Annotated in this window: 12 protein-coding genes and 1 pseudogene; 8 read left to right on the top strand and 5 right to left on the bottom strand. The window is 62.4% G+C overall.

What is annotated here, in order from left to right:
- Nucleotides 1-14: 14 nt before the first annotated feature.
- On the bottom strand, nucleotides 15-1,052 hold the full coding sequence (locus NCR34_RS18450) for a LacI family DNA-binding transcriptional regulator (protein WP_250500846.1): 1,038 nt from the start codon (nucleotides 1,050-1,052) through the stop codon (nucleotides 15-17).
- 170 nt (nucleotides 1,053-1,222) lie between these two features.
- Here NCR34_RS18450 and NCR34_RS18445 point away from each other — a divergent pair, with 170 nt between their 5' ends.
- A complete protein-coding gene (locus NCR34_RS18445; RefSeq protein ID WP_284506606.1) occupies nucleotides 1,223-2,656 on the top strand; it encodes an MFS transporter in 1,434 nt (477 codons plus the stop codon).
- A gap of 103 nt (nucleotides 2,657-2,759) precedes the next feature.
- Nucleotides 2,760-4,103, top strand: a complete 1,344-nt coding sequence (gene gudD, locus NCR34_RS18440) for a glucarate dehydratase (RefSeq protein ID WP_502800106.1) — start codon at nucleotides 2,760-2,762, stop codon at nucleotides 4,101-4,103.
- A gap of 89 nt (nucleotides 4,104-4,192) precedes the next feature.
- On the opposite strand, the gene hmpA is transcribed toward gudD, so the two are convergent.
- The 3 genes and pseudogenes from hmpA to NCR34_RS18425 all read right to left on the bottom strand — a co-directional run.
- Complete coding sequence (gene hmpA / locus NCR34_RS18435) at nucleotides 4,193-5,407, bottom strand: NO-inducible flavohemoprotein (RefSeq protein ID WP_250500844.1); 1,215 nt, start codon at nucleotides 5,405-5,407, stop codon at nucleotides 4,193-4,195.
- 102 nt (nucleotides 5,408-5,509) lie between these two features.
- Complete coding sequence (locus NCR34_RS18430) at nucleotides 5,510-7,396, bottom strand: putative bifunctional diguanylate cyclase/phosphodiesterase (protein ID WP_250500843.1); 1,887 nt, start codon at nucleotides 7,394-7,396, stop codon at nucleotides 5,510-5,512.
- A gap of 55 nt (nucleotides 7,397-7,451) precedes the next feature.
- Nucleotides 7,452-9,029: pseudogene (locus NCR34_RS18425) on the bottom strand (methyl-accepting chemotaxis protein); the annotation flags it as partial.
- Between the two features lie 318 nt (nucleotides 9,030-9,347).
- Between NCR34_RS18425 and NCR34_RS18420 the strand changes: the two are divergent.
- On the top strand, nucleotides 9,348-10,457 hold the full coding sequence (locus NCR34_RS18420) for a GAF domain-containing protein (protein ID WP_250500841.1): 1,110 nt from the start codon (nucleotides 9,348-9,350) through the stop codon (nucleotides 10,455-10,457).
- Nucleotides 10,458-10,469: 12 nt separating this feature from the next.
- Here the strand turns inward: NCR34_RS18420 and NCR34_RS18415 are convergent, their stop codons facing one another.
- Nucleotides 10,470-11,108 (bottom strand): LysE family translocator, encoded by a 639-nt coding sequence (locus tag NCR34_RS18415; RefSeq protein WP_250500840.1) that lies wholly within the window; start codon nucleotides 11,106-11,108, stop codon nucleotides 10,470-10,472.
- A 249-nt stretch (nucleotides 11,109-11,357) separates the two neighbouring features.
- On the opposite strand from NCR34_RS18415, the gene NCR34_RS18410 reads away from it, so the two are divergent.
- The 5 genes from NCR34_RS18410 to NCR34_RS18390 all read left to right on the top strand — a co-directional run bounded on the left by NCR34_RS18410 (nucleotide 11,358) and on the right by NCR34_RS18390 (nucleotide 18,340).
- Nucleotides 11,358-12,392, top strand: a complete 1,035-nt coding sequence (locus tag NCR34_RS18410; protein ID WP_250500839.1) for a methyltransferase — start codon at nucleotides 11,358-11,360, stop codon at nucleotides 12,390-12,392.
- 255 nt (nucleotides 12,393-12,647) lie between these two features.
- A complete protein-coding gene (locus NCR34_RS18405) occupies nucleotides 12,648-14,816 on the top strand; it encodes a hybrid sensor histidine kinase/response regulator family protein (protein ID WP_250500838.1) in 2,169 nt (722 codons plus the stop codon).
- 164 nt (nucleotides 14,817-14,980) lie between these two features.
- Nucleotides 14,981-15,697: a phosphatase PAP2 family protein gene (locus NCR34_RS18400; protein WP_250500837.1), complete on the top strand. Its 717-nt coding sequence runs from the start codon at nucleotides 14,981-14,983 to the stop codon at nucleotides 15,695-15,697.
- 518 nt (nucleotides 15,698-16,215) lie between these two features.
- The gene (locus tag NCR34_RS18395; protein ID WP_250500836.1) at nucleotides 16,216-17,307 is read left to right on the top strand and encodes a lipopolysaccharide biosynthesis protein; all 1,092 of its coding nucleotides are present in this window, start codon (nucleotides 16,216-16,218) and stop codon (nucleotides 17,305-17,307) included.
- A gap of 121 nt (nucleotides 17,308-17,428) precedes the next feature.
- The gene (locus tag NCR34_RS18390) at nucleotides 17,429-18,340 is read left to right on the top strand and encodes a LysR family transcriptional regulator (protein WP_248323043.1); all 912 of its coding nucleotides are present in this window, start codon (nucleotides 17,429-17,431) and stop codon (nucleotides 18,338-18,340) included.
- Nucleotides 18,341-18,343: the final 3 nt, after the last annotated feature.

Raw genomic sequence — 18,343 nt, 5'->3', positions numbered from 1 at the left:
TTGCGGCCCGAACGTCAAGCGCTCTCGCGGTCGATGATCGCAAACCCCGTGTCGACCCTCAGTGCCGGTTGCGCGGGGTGCCTTCCGTCCAGCCTGTTCACGAGCGCGTCGGCCGCCAGTCTGCCGATCGACGCGCCGTCGATGCGCACCGTCGACAGCGAAGGATGGACATGCGCCGCGGTGCTCAGATCGCCGAAGCCCATCACGGCTACGTCGCGAGGAATGGCGATGCCGCGCTTCGCTGCCTCGGCGAGAATCCCCTGCGCGAGCGTGTCCGTGCTGCACACGATGACGTCAGGCAAGCCGCGGTCCAGCAGTCGAGCGAACCCTTCGCGCCCGGTCTGGAGCGTGGCCGGAGCGGGCAGCACTTCTATGGGTACGTCGCTGGTTCCGTGGCGCTTCAGTTCATCGATCAGGCTCATGCTTCGCCGCACGCCGCGCGGGTCGTCGGCCGACAAGACCGCGAACCGCCGATAGCCCTTCGCGAGCAGATGGCGCGCGACTTCGACGCCGACTGCCTCGTGCGAGAAGCCGATCAGCATGTCGATAGGGTCGTCGGTCAGGTCCCATATCTCGATGATCGGCACCTTCGTCCTCCGCAGCCGTTCCCGCGTGAGCGGCGAATGCTCGGTGCCCGTCAGGACGATGGCGTCGGGCCGTCGCCCGAGCAGCGTTTCGACAAGCTGCTCCTCGCGCTCCGGAAGATAGTCGGTCAGGCCGAGCAACGTTTGATAGCCGGCAGGCGCGAGCGTCGCCATCAGGCTCTGAACCATGTCCGTGAAAATCGACGTGGCGATGGTCGGCAGCAAGAGGGCGATCAGATGGCTCTTGTTAGTCGCAAGCGCGCCCGCCAGCAGGTTCGGCACGTAGCCGGTGGCGCGCACGGCATCCATCACGCGCTGGCGCGTTTCCTCGCGAACGAGTTCGGGGCGCTTGAGCGTGCGCGAGACGGTCATTGCGGTGACGCCCGCCAGACGCGCGACGTCTTCCAGCGTCACGCTGTCGTTGGCTTCTGTCGAACCGAGCTTCGCCGGCGCGTAACTCTCTTCCATTCGAGTCCCCTAGTTTCGCTCGATTGTAGCCTCGGAGACTCACGTCCGAACGATCGTCGAAATAAGACGTCGTATGTCTGCGCAGCGGGAAAACCCGGATTTCGGCGATGTTTGCGCTAACATATGCTTCGCTAACGATGAGACATCGCACAACTTAGCCGGAGACGACGATGGAGCGAGGCATACAACGGACTGCGACTTCGATAGCCGCGGACCAACTGGGCGAACGACCGGCCAGCGCGGACAGTCAGACTTCGAGCTACGCGGGACGCAGCAAGGCGCGGTTCCTGATCGTCTTCATGCTCTTTCTCGTCACGACGATCAACTACGCGGACCGCGCGACCATCTCCATCACGGGTTCGTCCATTCAGAAAGCGCTGCACATCTCGACGGTCGAGATGGGCTATATCTTTTCGTCGTTCGCGTGGGCCTATGTGATCGCGCAGATTCCGAGCGGCTGGCTGCTGGACCGCTTCGGGTCCAAGCGCGTCTACGCATTCAGCATCTTCTTCTGGTCGTTGCTCACCGCGGTGCAGGGGTTCGTGGCCGCCTTGCCGGTCGGCGTCGCGTTCGCCACGCTTTTCCTGATGCGCTTTCTCGTCGGCGCGGCGGAAGCGCCCGCGTTTCCGGGCAACGCGCGCCTGACGGCGACGTGGTTCCCGACGGCCGAGCGCGGCACGGCATCGGCCATGTTCAATTCGGCTCAGTACTTCGCGACCGTGCTCTTCTCGCCCATCATGGGCTGGATCACGCACGCTTACGGCTGGCCGCATGTCTTCTATGCGATGGGCGCGCTGGGCATGCTCGTCGCCGGCCTGTGGTTGAAGACCATCTACGCGCCGCGTCAGCATCCGCTCGCGAACGAGGCCGAGATTCGCTACATCGCCGACAACGGCGCAATGGTCGACCTCGAAGACCGGCAAGTGGCGAAGGAACGTCGCGCCGCGCAAAGCCATACGCATACGCAGAACGGCAGCACGCATGGCCGTCATGCGCTCGCGCAGTTGCTCAAGAGCCGCATGATGCTCGGCGTATTCATCGCGCAGTACTGCATCACGACGCTCACGTATTTCTTCCTGACCTGGTTCCCGATCTATCTCGTGCAGGAACGGCATATGTCGATCCTGAAGGCGGGCGTGGTCGCATCCATTCCGGCCATCGCCGGTTTTCTCGGCGGTCTGCTGGGCGGCGTGGTGTCGGACCGGCTGATGAAGCACGGCTTCTCGACGAGCACCGCGCGCAAGGTGCCGATCGTCGTCGGCCTGCTGCTCTCGACCTGCATGATCGCGTGCAACTACGTCGATAATCAGTGGCTCGTGATCGGCATCATGGCGGCGGCGTTTTTCGGCAAGGGCATCGGCGCGCTCGGCTGGGCCGTCGTATCCGACACCGCGCCGAAGCAGGCGAGCGGCCTGTGCGCGGCGCTCTTCAACACCTTCGGCAATACGGCGGGCATCACGACGCCTATCGTCATCGGCTATCTCGTGCAGGGAACCGGCTCGTTCGCGGCGGCGCTCGTCTTCGTGAGCGCGAATGCGTTGATTGCGATCGTCTGCTACGTGTTCGTCGTCGGCAAGATCGAACGCTTCCAGCTGACCGAATGAACGCATGGAATAAGCATAAAGTTAGGAAACCGAAGCAAGCCGCCGTCGGATTCACACGACGCGCGCATTGTTCAAATCAACCGATGGTATTTCGCATATGTCCATGACTTCGACTCGCGTCAACGCGACGCCCACCGTTACCGAATTGCGCGTGATTCCCGTTGCGGGGCGCGACAGCATGCTGATGAACCTGTCGGGCGCGCATGCGCCGTTCTTCACACGCAATATCGTGATTCTCACGGACAGCGCGGGCAATACGGGCGTGGGCGAAGTGCCGGGCGGCGAGAACATCCGCAAGACCATCGACGACGCGCGTGCGCTTGTCGTGGGCCAGTCCATCGGCAACATGCAGGCAGTGCTCAATCGCGTGCGCACGCAGTTCGCCGACCGCGATGCGGGCGGTCGCGGCCTGCAAACCTTCGATCTGCGCACGACCATCCACGCCGTCACCGCGCTGGAAGCGGCATTGCTCGATCTGCTCGGCCAGCATCTCGGCGTGCCGGTCGCGGCGCTGCTCGGCGAAGGCCAGCAACGCGACGAAGTGGAGATGCTCGGCTATCTGTTCTATATCGGCGATCGCAATCGCACCGATCTGCCTTACGCATCCGGCGAGGACGGCAAGGACGACTGGGAGCGCCTGCGCACCGAAGTCGCGCTGACGCCGGAAGCGGTGGTGCGGCTCGCGGAAGCGGCGCAGGCGCGTTACGGTTTCAACGACTTCAAGCTGAAAGGCGGCGTGCTCGCCGGCGATGCGGAGATCGAGGCCGTGACGGCGCTCGCCGAACGTTTCCCGGATGCGCGCGTGACGCTCGATCCGAACGGCGCGTGGTCGCTCGCGGAAGCCATTCGCCTGTGCCGCGATCAGCACGACGTGCTGGCCTACGCGGAAGACCCGTGCGGCGCGGAGAACGGCTATTCGGGCCGCGAAGTGATGGCCGAGTTCCGCCGCGCGACGGGCCTGCCGACTGCGACGAACATGATCGCGACGGACTGGCGTCAGATGGGCCACGCCATTCAATTGCAGTCGGTGGATATTCCGCTAGCCGATCCGCACTTCTGGACGATGCAAGGCTCCGTGCGCGTGGCGCAGATGTGCAACGACTGGGGCCTGACATGGGGCTCGCATTCGAACAATCACTTCGACGTGTCCCTCGCGATGTTCACGCACGTCGCGGCCGCCGCGCCGGGCAAGATCACGGCGATCGACACGCACTGGATCTGGCAGGACGGCCAGCGTCTGACGCGCGATCCGCTGCAAATCGTCGGCGGCAAGGTGAAGGTGCCGAGCACGCCGGGCCTCGGCGTCGAACTGGATATGGACGAGATCGAGAAGGCCCACACGCTGTATCAGCAGCACGGCCTCGGCGCGCGCGATGATGGCATCGCCATGCAATATCTCATCCCGAACTGGAAGTTCGACAACAAGCGGCCTTGCCTCGTGCGTTGAAGCGCATCAACGAAGCGCATCAACGAAGCGCATCAACGAAGCGCATCAACGAAGCGCATCAACGAAGCGCACGGCGCGCGCGCCGTGCGTCACTCCGCAAAGAGATCGGGGCCGAAGACCTCATAATGGATTCGCGCCTCGTCGATGCCTAGCCTGCGCAGCGCGTCGTGCTGCAAGCGCATGAACGGAATCGGGCCGCAGATGTAGTAATCGGCTTCGGAAAGCAGGATCTCGTCCTTCAGGCCGTTTAGGTCGATGAATCCGCGGCGGTCATAGTCTTCGCCTTCGACATCGGTAGGCAAGGGGTCGTCGTAATAGATCAATGCCTTGAAGTTCGGCTGAGTGGCAGCCGTTTGCTTCAGCCGGTCGCGCATGGCATGCACCGCGCTATTGCGCGCGCCGTGAACGAATACCACTTGCCTGTGCGGGTTTTGAATCGCCCGCTTGAGCATGCTGACCATCGGAGTGAGACCTACGCCGCCGCTGATCAGCACGATCGGCGTCGTTGCATCGACGTCGATATGGAACGTGCCGTATGGCGCGGCGATCAAGATCTCGTCGCCCACTTCCACATGACGATCCAGCAGCGACGACACATAGCCCGGTGGCCGCGCGGCGTCGCCGTCTTCGCGCTTCACGGAAATGCGATACGTCCGCCCGTTCGGCATGTCGGAGAGACTGTACTGGCGTATCTGACGCAGCTTGAGCGCGGGCACGTCAACCGCGACGCTGACATACTGCCCCGGCTCGAAGTTCATGACGGGCTGACCGTCGGCGGGTTCGAGAACGAATGAAGTAATCACGCTGCTGTCGGGGCGCTTCTCTTTCACGATGAACGGCCGCCAGCCTGTCCAGCCGCCCGCGGCCTCGGACGACTTTTCGCGCAGCGCCTTCTCCATGGCGATCAGCACATCGGCAAGGTTCTGATAAGCCTGTGCCCACGCGCCGATGATCTCGTCGGTCGCCGCATCGCCCAACACGTCCTTGATCGCGCCGAACAGATGTTCGCCGACGATCGGATAGTGCTCGGGCCGCACGTCGAGGCTCGCATGCTTGTTCGATATGTTGCGAAGCACGGCCGCGAGGCTTTCAGGATTCTCGATGTTCTCCGCATACGCATACACGGCGCGCGCCAGCGCCGTCTGCTGCTCGCCTTGCTCCTGGTGCGCCATGTTGAAAACGTTCTTCAGTTCCGGGTGCGCTTCGAATAGCCGGATATAGAAGCGTTTGATGATGGGCAGTCCGTGCTCGGCGAGCACAGGCGCGGTCGCCTTGACGATGTCCTTCGTCTCTTGACTGAGCATCGCGGTACCTCCTGTCGATCGTTCGTCCACTTAACGTGAGCAACCGTCGTACCGAAAGAGAGAAGGAGAGGCGTCCGGCGTGCTTGGCGCGCCACCACCACATCAAACGGCGGTGCAATCGCGCAAATACGCATCCACGCTGGCCGCCGGCATCGGCCTGGCGAAGTAATAGCCCTGAATGGCCGCGCCGCCCAGTTCGCGCACGATCCGCAACTGGTCCGTCGTCTCGACGCCTTCGATGATGCATGTCACGCCGAGGTCGTGACACAACGTGATGAGCGATCGCACGATGTTTCTGCTTCGCGGATTCGCCCCGATATCGCTGATAAAGCTCTTGTCGATCTTCAGCTTGTTGATGGGCAATGCGTGCACATAGCTGAGGCTCGAATAGCCGGTGCCGAAGTCGTCGAGCGAAATGCGCACGCCGACCTTCTGAAGCAGCGCCATGTTCGCGTTCGTCTGCGCGAAGCTGTGCATTAGCGCGGTTTCCGTCAGCTCGATCGCGATGCGTTGCGGCGACACGCGGCTTGCCTGAATGATCTCGATGAGCCGGCGCGTACGCGCTTCGCTCGCGATATCGTACGGCGAGACGTTGAAGGAAAGGTCCACGTCTTCCGGCCAAAGCTCGGCTGCGGCAAGCGACTTCTGCAACAGAATGGGCGTGAGATCCGCGATGATGCCCGCCTGCTCCGCCACCGAAATGAACGTGCCCGGCGGCACCGCGCCCAGCACGGGACTCTGCCAACGCGCGAGGCTTTCGAGCGCGAGCGTGCGGTTCGTCGATGCATCGACGATAGGCTGAAACACCGGATAGAACTCGTCGGCAAGATTCGCGCTGCGCAACGCCTGCTCGACCGCGCCTTGCTCTTTCAACAGTTGCTCGTGTTCCAGCGAGAACATGACCGAGCGCGAACGGCCCGAACGCTTCGCATGATAGAGCGCGTAGTCGGCGCGTTCGTAGAGCAGATCGGCCGTCGCTGCCGCGCGCGGATACATCGCGAAGCCGATCGAGCATCCGACCGATGTCACGAGGCTGCCGACCGCGATGGGCCTGCTCACCGCCTGAATGATCGCATCGGCGGATGCCTGCAGCGAGGCTTCGTCCGCATCCACGACGATGAATGCGAACTCGTCGCCGCCCACGCGCGCCAGCAACGCGGCGTCCGTCGTCATGCGTTCGATGCGCCGCGCGATTTGCGCGAGCACGTGGTCGCCGACGCGGTGCCCGTGCGTGTCGTTGACGGGCTTGAAGCCGTCGAGATCCACGACGCCCACCGCCACCGTGCGCTTCGTCGCGGCGGCATTCGCAATGGACGACTGCAACTCCTCGAAGAACTGCCGGCGGTTAGGCAGACCCGTGAGCATGTCGAGGTTCGCGAGCCGCACGTTCTCCTTGCTCAATGCCGCTGTTTCGGCCTCCGAACGAATCAGGCTCGCGAAGTCGCGCTGATAGCCGAACATGACATAGCTCATCAGCGCGACGGTGATCGCGATGTCGACCGCCGATGCCGTCGCGCCGATATCGCCCATGCTCAGCATGAAGCCGAGGAACGGCAGCATCATCGCGAAGGCGACGAGCGCCGCCGCCGCGCGCAGATGCATCAGACAGAAGAAACCCGCCATCGTCGATGCCACGATCTGCATCAGGATGAAGTACTTCGCGTGAACGTCGGCGTATTCGAACAGCATCACGTCCACGCCCATTGCGAAGAGGGCGCTCACGATCAGCACGGTCGTCGCGCGGGCGAGATGGCGGCTCGCTTCGGCGTCGGTCACGTCGTCATGGCGATGCACGACCCACCACCAGCCGCGCCAGACGAGCAGCACGATGAAGATCGACGGCATGCCGAGCACAAGCCACGCGGGCGCGCGCTGACCGAACACGACCATCACCGACAGCATCGTGACGACGAGCGATGCATAGAACGGCGGAATCTTCGCTGCAAACGACCGGAACTGCGCGGTGGCGACGCCGGGCAACGTCTTCATCTCATGGTGCACGACTTCCTCTCAGTGGCTGTCTTCGCGCGCCGCGCGTTGGTCATGCCGCAGCGTGTTCGATGCGGAATTGCGACACCGTCTGCGAAAGATGACGCCCCTGATGATCCAGCGCCTGCGATGCCGCAGCCGCCTGCTCGACGAGCGCGGCGTTCTGCTGCGTGACGCGGTCCATCTGCGAGATCGCCTGATTGACCTGCTCGATGCCGCGGCTCTGTTCGCCCGTCGCCGCCGCGATCTCGTCCATGATGTCCGACACGCGGCGCACCGCGGTCATCACGTCGCTCATCGTCGTGCCTGCGTCCTGCGCCAGCGCGAAGCCCGCTTCCACCTTCGCCACCGACGCGCCGATCAGTTCCTTGATCTCCTTCGCCGCATGCGACGAGCGTTGCGCGAGCGAACGCACTTCCGACGCCACCACTGCAAAGCCGCGCCCCTGTTCGCCCGCGCGCGCGGCTTCGACTGCCGCGTTCAGCGCAAGAATGTTGGTCTGGAACGCAATGCCTTCGATGATGCCGATGATGTCCGCGATCTTCGTCGAGCTCTCGCTGATCGCCGTCATGGTTTCGACGACGCGCGTCACCACGGCATTGCCTTGTTGCGCGACATGCGACGCGTTGCTCGACAGCGTGCTCGCCTGCTGCGCGTTGTCGGCGTTCTGGCGGACCGTCGAGGTCAGCTCTTCCATGCTGGCCGCCGTCTCCTGCAGCGACGACGCCTGCTCCTCTGTGCGCGCCGACAAGTCGGCATTGCCCGAGGCGATCTGCATGGAGCCGGTCGCGATGCTGTCGGCCGCCGTGCGCACTTCGGCAATCAACGTGACGAGGCTCTTCTGCATCGCGTCCATCGACGAAAGGACGCTGCCCGCCGGTACCGCGCGAGTCATCGCGACGGGGCTGAGATCGCCCGACGCCACGCGCTGCGTGATTTCCTTGAGCGTCGCCGGCTCCGTGCCGAGCGCGCGCGTCAGACCGCGCGTGATGATGACGCCTGCTGCCACCGCAGCCGCTACCGCCGCGAGGCAAATGGCGATGAGGATGGCCCGCTGCGTCGCGAAGTGCTCGTGAGCTTCGGCCACGAGCGTCTCGGCGCGCTCGTGCGTGTAAGCGGAATAGGCGTTGGTGGCGTTCACGAGCGCGGCCAGCAACGGGCGGCAGTCTTCGTTGATCTTGCGCACGGCTTCCTCTTGACGGTGCTCGGTCGCGAGGTTGACGATCGCCTGGGCGACCGGCGCATACAGCGCTTCAATGCGATTGATCTCGGCGACGAGCGAGCGCGCCTTCTCGGTCGTGTCGGTCGCCGACGCGATCATCGCGTCGAGTTTGGCGAGGCGTTGAGAGACATCGGCTTGCGCCTGCGCTTCGGCGGCCTTTTCCAGCTCGAAATCGGCAGGCGTCGTGACCAGCGCCATGTTGCGCGCGGCGATCGCGCGCCGGTCCACTGCCTGACGCACCTGTTCGCCCAGCGCCGCCCGGGTGTTGATGCCTTCGACAAAGCCGAAGAAGCGTTGATTGGCGTCGCCGAGCGCGGTGATGGAGACCGCTGATACGATCAGAACGACAGCCGTTAGCAGCGAGAATGACAAGGCCAGTTTTGCCTTGACCGACATGGTTTTGAGGTTCATAGCGTGTTTTGTGTGTTCGCCGTGGTCTTCGGCGCCGCAGGCGTTGTGCGCCTACGTCGTTTATAGAGACTTCCGTTTTTACCAATTGTCGACGTCTTGTCAAAGCCAACGATGCCAGCCATAATTACCATGTGGAGAGGAAAGGCGTGGTAATTGCGACCGAAGACCGAAAAAGACAGCGAAATGGCGTATTAAGCGTAGATTTAACCGACAAATCGCGCAAGCGAAAACTTCCATTTCTATCAATTTCGGCGATTGTGCTTTCATCTGAAGGTAGCTATCGTTTGCGCCTCGTTCGCGCTTTACCGTAAGGACCGCATGACAAAGGAAGACGATCCCATTCTCACCACGCGCGACGTCGCGGCTCGGCTCGGCGTTTCGGTGAAGACAGCGCAAACGTGGATCGAGCAGGGGCAAATCGAATCGTGGAAAACGCCGGGCGGACATCGACGCGTGCGCGCGAGCGCAGTCGACGCGTTGCGCGAGCAACTCGGCAACCGGCGGCCGGCATCGAACCAAACGGAAAGCGCCGTGGCGCTCGTCGTCGCGTCGGAAGCCGCGTTGCCGTCGTACATGCAAGCGGCCGCGGCGGCGGGGCTGCGCGCCATCGGCCAAAGCGACCCGCTGAACGCGATGCTCGACGCGGGCATCGCCATGCCCGCCGTGATCGCGGTCGAACTGATGCGCGGGGACTGGGAGCGCCTGTCGATGTGCCGGCGGCTGCTGCATTCGCGCGATCTGGCGCATATGCGCATGCTTCTCGTCACCGACATGCCCGCCGCGCAACTCGAAGCGGACCTGGGCGGCCTGTCGCGCATTGCGTTGCTGCCGGCGCCCGCTGACAAGCGCGCATTCGCCGCTGCGCTCGTTGCGTGTCTGTCGCTCGCGCCTTCGCGCGAACAGGACGCGTTGCCGTATCCGGTCGCGGCGAACGAAGCCGCGCGCCTGCGGGCGGTCGAGCGCACGGGACTCGTCGATTCGGCGAGCGACTCGGAGTTCGACGAGGTCGTGCAACTCACGGCGGAGACGCTGCGCGTGCCGATCAGCCTCATCACGCTGCTCACGCCGGACCGCCAATGGTTCAAGGCGCGCTGGGGGCTCAATGCGCATGAGACGCCGCGCTCGTGGGCGTTCTGCAACTTCACGGTCATGCAGAACGATGCGTTCGTGGTGGAAGACGCGACGGCCGATCCGCGCTTCGAAGCGAATCCGCTCGTCACCGACGAGCCGCGCATTCGCTTCTACGCCGGCGCACCGTTGCGCGACGCGGAGGGGAACGCGCTCGGCGCGCTATGCGCCATCGACCGGCAGCCGCGCGTCATGGATGCCACGCAGAAGCGGCGCCTCGTCAATCTGGCGGCGCTTGCATCGAACCGCATTGCGCTCGTCACGCGCAAGCGGCTGGATCGCTGGAACAGGGGCGCGTGAGGCCGCGGTAGTTCAGACGCGCGACATCAGCAAGCGGATACCCGCTGCGCCGAAGACCAACGCGAGGCACGCATCGAGATAGCGCTGCATGCGCGCGTACAGGCGGCGCGGCGCTGGCATCGAGAACAAGACCGCATAGCCGCCGAAGACGCTCATGCCGATGCACAGGCACCCTGCGACCACAGTCAGCGTGTGCATTGGCGGCATTGCGGTGGATGAGCCGAGCGCGGCGACGGACATCCACACGAGAATGGCTTTCGGGTTCGTGAGATGCAACAGCGCGCCGCGCGCATAGAGCCGTCGCGCGTCGGGTGCCGAAGCATGTCGCGAAGCGTCGCGCAGGGGCGGACGCCACGCCGCGCGAGCCGACTTCGCCGCGAGCCACAGCAGATACGCCCCGCCGCACATCTTCAGTGCGATAAGGAAGCCGGAATAGGCGGCGAGCGCGGCCGACAGCCCGAGCGCGGCGAGCACCGCCCACGTCAACGAGCCGGACATGACGCCCGCCGCGAACGCCAGCGCTGCGCGCCTGCCGGAAGTGCTCGCGATGGACATGATCGCCAGATTGCTCGGCCCGGGGCTGGCCGTTCCTACGAAATAGGCCGACCAGGCGAGCAACAGGTTGGCGTCGAAGAAGGTCTGTGCGGTCATGGCGGTTTCTCTTGCGGGTTCGCCCGAGTGTTCCGCAGGCGGTAGCTGTCTGAACAGAGACAATCCGTTGCGGCCGGCACGGGCCAGTTTTGGGCAGTCGGGCCAGTTCGGGCCGCGATGCCTGCGCGCTTTGCGCGGCGGCCCACATACGTCGCTTGATCCGGGACGACGCAGCGCCTACAGTGGACGCTGTGCTTTCAGCCGGCCTTAGCACCCCTTACGTTATTCTCATTGAACGAAGGATGCGATATGAACAAGGCGCCGTCGCCCGTCACCACCGATCAGCCTTCTCCCGAAAGGCTTCTACAAATAGGCATGGGCTTCTGGGCGTCGAAGACGCTGCTTTCCGCGGTCGAACTCGGTGTCTTCACGCAACTGGCGTCCGGTCCGCGAGAAGGGGCGGAACTGGCCGAAGCCCTCGGACTGCATCCACGGGCAGCGAGCGACTTCCTCGATGCTCTCGTCGCGCTAGGCTTGCTCGACCGCGAAGGCACCGTCTACAGCAACAAGGCCGACACGGATCTCTTTCTCGACAGGTCCAAGCCTTGTTATGTCGGCGGATTGCTGGAGATGGCGAACGCGCGGCTCTATCCGTTCTGGGGCGCGCTGACCGAAGCGCTCCAGACCGGTCTGCCGCAGAACGAAGCGAAGCGCGGCGGCAATCCGTTCGACGCGATCTATCACGATCAGGCGTCGTTGCGCGGCTTCCTTCAGGGCATGACCGGCGTGAGCCTCGGTACCGCTCGCGCCATTGCCCAGAAGTTCTCCTGGGGCGATTACAGCACGTTCATCGATATCGGCGCGGCGCAGGGCGCGCTGCCCGTCCAAGTGGCGATGGCGCATCCGCATCTGACGGGTGGCGGCTTCGACTTGCCGGCCGTCGGTCCGGTATTCGAGGAGTACGTCGCCGCGCACCGCCTGAGCGACCGGCTGCGCTTCTATCCGGGCGATTTCTTCAAGGACGATTGCCCGTCGGCGGATGTGCTCGTCATGGGGCACATCCTGCACGACTGGGCGCTGCCGCAAAAGCTCGAACTCCTCGGCAAATGCCATGCGGCGTTGCCGCCGGGCGGCGCGCTTATCGTCTACGACGCGGTCATCGACGACGAGCGCCGCGAGAATGCGTTCGGCTTGCTGATGAGCCTTAACATGCTGATCGAGACGCCGGGCGGCTTCGATTACACCGGCGCGCAATGCCGCGAATGGATGGAGCAGACCGGCTTTTGCAACATACGCGTCGAGCATCTCGTCGGGCCCGATTCCATGGTTATCGGCTATAAATGACGCCATCGCAGCGTCAGGCGGGCGGTCGCTCGCACCGCGACTTCCCATCCGGCGCCTTCAGCGCCTTACACGCGCTTCCCGCGTAATTCAGTGCTCGCCAGGCAGCCATCCGCCGCTGCATCGCTCTTACTCGCAGATAAGGTCCGACTGCTGAAATCGCTATATAGTCGGATCATCGAGGCGTTTTCTCTCGACGGTATCCCGTGACGTGCGTGACCCGAACTCACGCGCGTCTGTGCAAGGACGGATTGCACAATGGACGAAGAAGACGAAGTCTCTCTGGAGCTACCGCCTCCGCATCGGAACTTTGCGGCGACGCGTGCCATCATCGTCCTTCTCGCGGTCATGTCGGTACTCGGCCCTCTTGTTTGCGTGAGCGGCTACGCCTGGTTCGATTACCATCGCCGGCTATCCGAAGCATTCGACCAAGTGGACCGCCTGACGCGAGTCGCCGAAGAGCAGGCCGCGACCGTGCAAGGCCTCAACGCGGAAGTGCTGGACCGTATCGACGAACTCATGGACGACCAAAGACCGGACTGGATCGCGCGTGAGGAAAAGGCCGCTCATGAATCGCTCAACGCGATAGTCGGCCGCTTTCCACAGATCGCGAGCGCCGCGGTCTACAGCGCAACCGGACAGTTGCTTGCGAGTAGCCGCTTCTACCCGGTTCCCAATGTGTCGATCAGCGGAAGCGAAACGCTACAGGCGGCATCGCATGCGCGAGGGGAACCGCATATCTCGCTGGCGCAACCGGGCTTCCTTACCGGTAGCAACGTGTTCACGGTAAGCACTTCATGGGTCGATAAAGAGGGCAGGTCGCTCGGCGTATTGTCGATCGCGCTACGACAACAGTACTTTCTCGACTTCTACCGCGAACTGACTGGTGATGAGCCTTTCGTTCTCATCGGCCTGTATCGCGCTGATGGCGGTATATTGGCCCGCTTCCCGAATTCGCGGCCTCAAGCGACGTCGGCGGCGGATTCCGGCATCAAGCATGCGATGAAAGAAAACGCGCGGTTCGGGCATCTGCTTTCAGTTTCACCTGTCGACGGGCGCGAACGAGTGCTCGCTTACCGGCGCGTGGGCGGCTATCCGATGTATGTCCTGGCGGGCATCGAGACCGCTTCCATTGCCGCGAAATGGCGCGCCAATCTGCTCGCCATCACCACCATATTGCTGGTTCCTTGCGTCGTCGTATGGGTGCTGCTCTGGATGTCGTTACGAAGGCTCGGCGAAGAAGAAATAGCGTGGCACAAGTGGCATGCCGAAGTCAGCCGGCGCGTGTCCGCCGAAGAATCGAACCGGCAACTGCGTCGCATGGGCGCGCTCGGTAATCTCGTCGCCAATGTCGCGCATGACTTCAACAATCTCTTGATGGTCGTGAACGCGAACGTGGAACTCGCGCGACGCAAGCACTACACGAATCTCGAGAAGGAAGTGTTGGCTGTGCAGCATGCGGCGAAAGGCGCGCAAGGACTCGCGCGTCGCCTGACGAGCGTGGCACGCAAGCAGCCGGTAAAGCTCGAGTGCCTGAATGTTTGCGAATGGCTGGACTCCGTGCGTGATCTCATCGAGACGTCGTTGGGCGAACAGGTCGAGTTGGACCTTCAGCTGACGAGTCGAAGAGACAGCGTGATGGTCGATCCTGTGGAACTCGAAGCGGCCGTCATCAATCTCTGCGTCAACGCCAAAGACGCCATGCCCGACGGTGGAAAATTCACTGTGCGATGCGAAACCATCACGCTATCGGAACAGACATTCGACTTGCCGCCCGGCGATTATGTTCTCCTCCGCTTCACCGATACCGGCAAAGGCATGAGCGATGCCGTGCTGCGCCGCGCATTCGAGCCACTATTCACCACGAAGGCGAAAGGAGCCGGCACCGGGCTGGGACTGGCGCAAGTCATGGCGACCTGCGAGCAGTCGGGCGGCACCGCGCGCATAGAAAGCGCGCCGGACCGCGGGACGACGATCAGCATTTACCTTCCGCGTATCGAGGGCGAAGAAGGCTGCGCGGAACCCGGTGTCGAGCCGGTTCAGGAGGAGCCGGCTGACGTACTGGCTTCGGGCGTGAGCGTGCTATTGGTCGAAGACAACCAGAGCGTCGCCGATGGTATTGCCGCGGTGCTCGATGTGTTCGGCTGCAACGTGCGCCATGAGTTGACGGCCGACAGTGCGATCGCACTGCTGGAAAGCGGATACCACGCCGACCTCGTGCTCTCCGATGTTCAGATGCCCGGCAAGCTGGATGGACTCGACCTCGCCGAGTACGTGCGGGACCGTTGGCCGGATCAGATGATCGCGCTCATGACCGGCTATGCGCAGGAATTGAGGCGCGCATCCGAAGCGGATGTTGTTATCCTTGCCAAACCATTCGACATCAACGAATTGCGATCGGTTGTGAAGAACTGCGTGCGCAGTTGATTTGAGCCATGCGTCGTGGAGGAACGCGGGGTAAATCAACGCATAAGACACAGGGTCTCTGCCGTCTACGCATGACGGCGTTAAGCGCTTCATAAGCTCCAGCGTCGGAGTAAGCGTTACCGCTCATGTCGAATAACTATTAGAACGTACGGAGACAAGACTGCGTGAACGCGCTCGACTCATCGATTCAAATATGGCTGCTGCATATCCTTCCTTCGTCGGGCCTCTTCGTTCACGCGGCCGGCGTCGTGGCGGAATTCTATTTGTTCAAGGGGCTCGTTCCACTCGCCATTCTGTGGGCGATCTGGTTCAAAGAGGGCAGTACGTTGAGCTACCGGCGAGAGATGGTGGTCGCGATCGTGTTGTCCGCGCTGCTTGCCTTCGCCGTCGGACGCCTTCTCGCACTCATTCTGCCGTTCCGGCTCCGGCCGATGTATAGCCCGAGCTTTGTCTCGATCCTTCCGGATGCGAGCCACGCGAGTAATCATCTGCGACTATGGAGTTCATTTCCTAGCGACCACGCAGCACTGTGGATGTCGGTTGCGGTGGGCATCTTCCTCGTATGGCGATGGATCGGTGTGCTGGCCATTCTGCATTGCCTGCTGTTGATCTGCCTGCCTCGCGTGTATGTCGGGCTTCACTATCCCTCCGATGTCGTTGCAGGCGCGCTGATTGGCACGGCTGTCGTCATCTTGATGACCCGCGATCCGATCAGGACGCAATTCGCTCCGCGTATCGTGAACTCGATGCAGCGACGACCGGGCACGGCGGCTATGCTCGCTTTCCTTTTCTTCTTCGAACTCGCCACGATGTTCGATGAGCCGCGACTGCTTGCGATCGCGTTGCACAAGATAATTCAGGGCATCGGCGAACGTCCTTAGGTCTGCTATAGCCTCGCACATCTATTCATATGAATAGTCGATAACCCTAATAGCCGGGGCTACGTAGACCATTAAAGCGACAAGCCTGTGTCCCGCTGGCAAAAATACCCGTTTCGGAAGTTTCTTCCTGCTGAATGATTTCAGACGAATTTTTTTCTGAAATGTGTGTTTACAGCCATCTCATTAGACGATAACCTTGCTTCCGTGCTGACCGATTCGGAAAAGGATGCCTTAAACGAAGCGGTTCACAGCATGAGTCGGTAAGTAATACCCTGAACCAGTTTTGCATCGGTGACCATCCGTAGCACGGTCATCGGCCTTCCTCGGCAGGCAATCGTTTGCTGGCATCAACGCCAGCGCGATAGGAACCAGGCACAGCTCGACGGCCGGTTCAACGCAGTGCGACCGAACCGGTTCCCCAGTTAAGCGAAATACGTTCTTGGTCGTCGGCATGACATGTCGGCAACCTACATAAACTCTGCGAGCGAATGCTCGCTCCTTAGTACTGCCAAGTGATCATGAACAACAATCAAGCGACGCAATCCCTGAACTTCCTCGCCAAATCCAAAGCTGCAACGTTCGCAGCCGCAGTGGTCCTGAGCGCGATGCTCGCGGCCTGCGGCGGCGGTGGTGAAGCTGCTGTCGATGCCGCCACGAACAAGGCCGCCGATCTGCCCGAGGCGACCGATAAGGCAGCGACCACCGGCTCGATCTTCTATGGCGTGAACGGCCACATCACGAACGGCGGCGCATATGACAGCACCGCGTACGCAACGCAGCTCGCCCAGCTCCAGAACCTCGGCGTGAAGATCTACCGCAACGACGTCTACAGCCAGGCGTCGGCGAAGGTTGTCGCTACGGTTGCGAAGACGTTCGCCGCAGGCGGCGTGCAGGTTTATCCGGTGATCATGCTTGGCCTGAACTACAACAGCGAGCAAGCGGCCTACAACGCCGGCTACACGCTCGGCCAGCAGACGGCGCAAACGTACAACTACACGTACTACGAAGTGGGCAATGAGATGGAAGCCCGCACGCTCGCCGGCAACTATGACGGCAACGTCTGGAACCACTACAGCAATCAGCCGTTCACCATCGCGCGCGGCGCGATCCGCGGCATGATCGCGGGCGTGAAGTCGGTCAACAGCTCGGCGAAGATCATCGTCGACGGTACGTGGAAGCACACCGCGTTCTTCCAGATGCTGGCAGACGGCTCGCAGCCGGACGGCACGCATGGTCACCCGACCGTCAGCTGGGACATCACGGCGTGGCACTGGTACTCGGACCAGGGCGACATGACTCGCGCCTGCGGCAATACGGGCTGTCACGACGTGCTCGGCGTACTTCAGTCGATGGGCAAGCCGATCTGGATCAACGAATACGGCGTTCGTCCCACCTACGGCACGTACTCGTCGATTGCGTCGTACATGACCGGCAGCCTGATGATGCAGCAGTTCTACAACAACGCAGCCAAGTACAACATTCAGTCGATTCAGGCTTTCGAGATGTATGACGACAGCGAAGGCGCGTACGGCTTGATGCAGAGCGATGGCAAGACGCAGAAGCCGGCTTTCACGGCGGTCAAGAACTTCATCGCAACTCACCCGAAGTAAGCAGTCGAAAAAGGGCCTCCGGGCCCTTTTTTCACGTTGTTTCGTGCAAGTCCCGGTATCTCAAGTCCTTGCCGCTGGTTATGATGCTGGCTTCCCATCCCGCTCAGACTGGCATCGCAACATGAAGGACGAACGCCTCGTCGAAATGAGGATTTTCAAGGCCGTCGCGGAGACCGGCGGCTTCACAGCAGCGGCGCTCATGCTGGACCTGCAACAGCCGTATGTCAGTCGCGCCGTGTCCACGCTGGAAAAGCGCCTCGGCGTCGCGTTGCTCAGGCGCTCGACACGCCGTCTGCAAGTCACGCAGGAAGGGCATCAGTACCTTGCGCTGTGCAAGCGCATTCTCGATGAGATCGATGTCGCCGAAGCGCAATTGTCGCGCGCCGGACAGCACATGACGGGTGGTATCCGCGTGACAGTGGCGACTTCGTTCGGCATGGACCAGATCGTGCCGCTCATTCCTGGCTTTCTCGAACGCTATCCCGGCCTGCGTGTTCGGCTATCGCTCTCGGACACGCTCGCGGATGTCATCGGCGAAGGGTTCGATGTCGCGATCCGCATGGGCAGTCTCCAGGATTCGAATCTGGTGAGCCGCAAGCTGTGTCATCTGCAACGCGTGGTGACGGCATCGCCTTCTTATATCGCGCGTCACGGCGTGCCGTTGACGCCGGCAGATCTCGCGCACCACAACTGTCTGATGTGGGAGCCGCCGATGGACCATCTGAATCATTGGCCCTTCGTCATCGACGGCGAGCGCACTTCCATGCTCATCAACGGAAACTTCCAGACGAGCAGCGGCGTGAGTTCGGTGTACATGTGTCTCGCGGGCGTCGGCATCACCCGAATGGCGGAACATATGGTGCTTCCGTCCATTCGCAGCAACATGCTCGTGCCGCTTCTCACGGACTTTCAGCCGAGCGACGAAACCGCGATCTACGCACTCTATCCGCGTGATTCGTCGCTTCATCCGCGAGTCCGGGCGTTCATCGACTACATCGGCGAAAAGCTCGAGCGGCCGCCGTGGGCCGCGTGAGCA

This window comes from Caballeronia sp. GAWG1-5s-s (assembly GCF_023631445.1).
Lineage (GTDB): Bacteria > Pseudomonadota > Gammaproteobacteria > Burkholderiales > Burkholderiaceae > Caballeronia.
The sequence above is the reverse complement of the archived record's forward strand: the minus strand, read 5'-3'. Positions and strand labels throughout refer to the sequence as shown.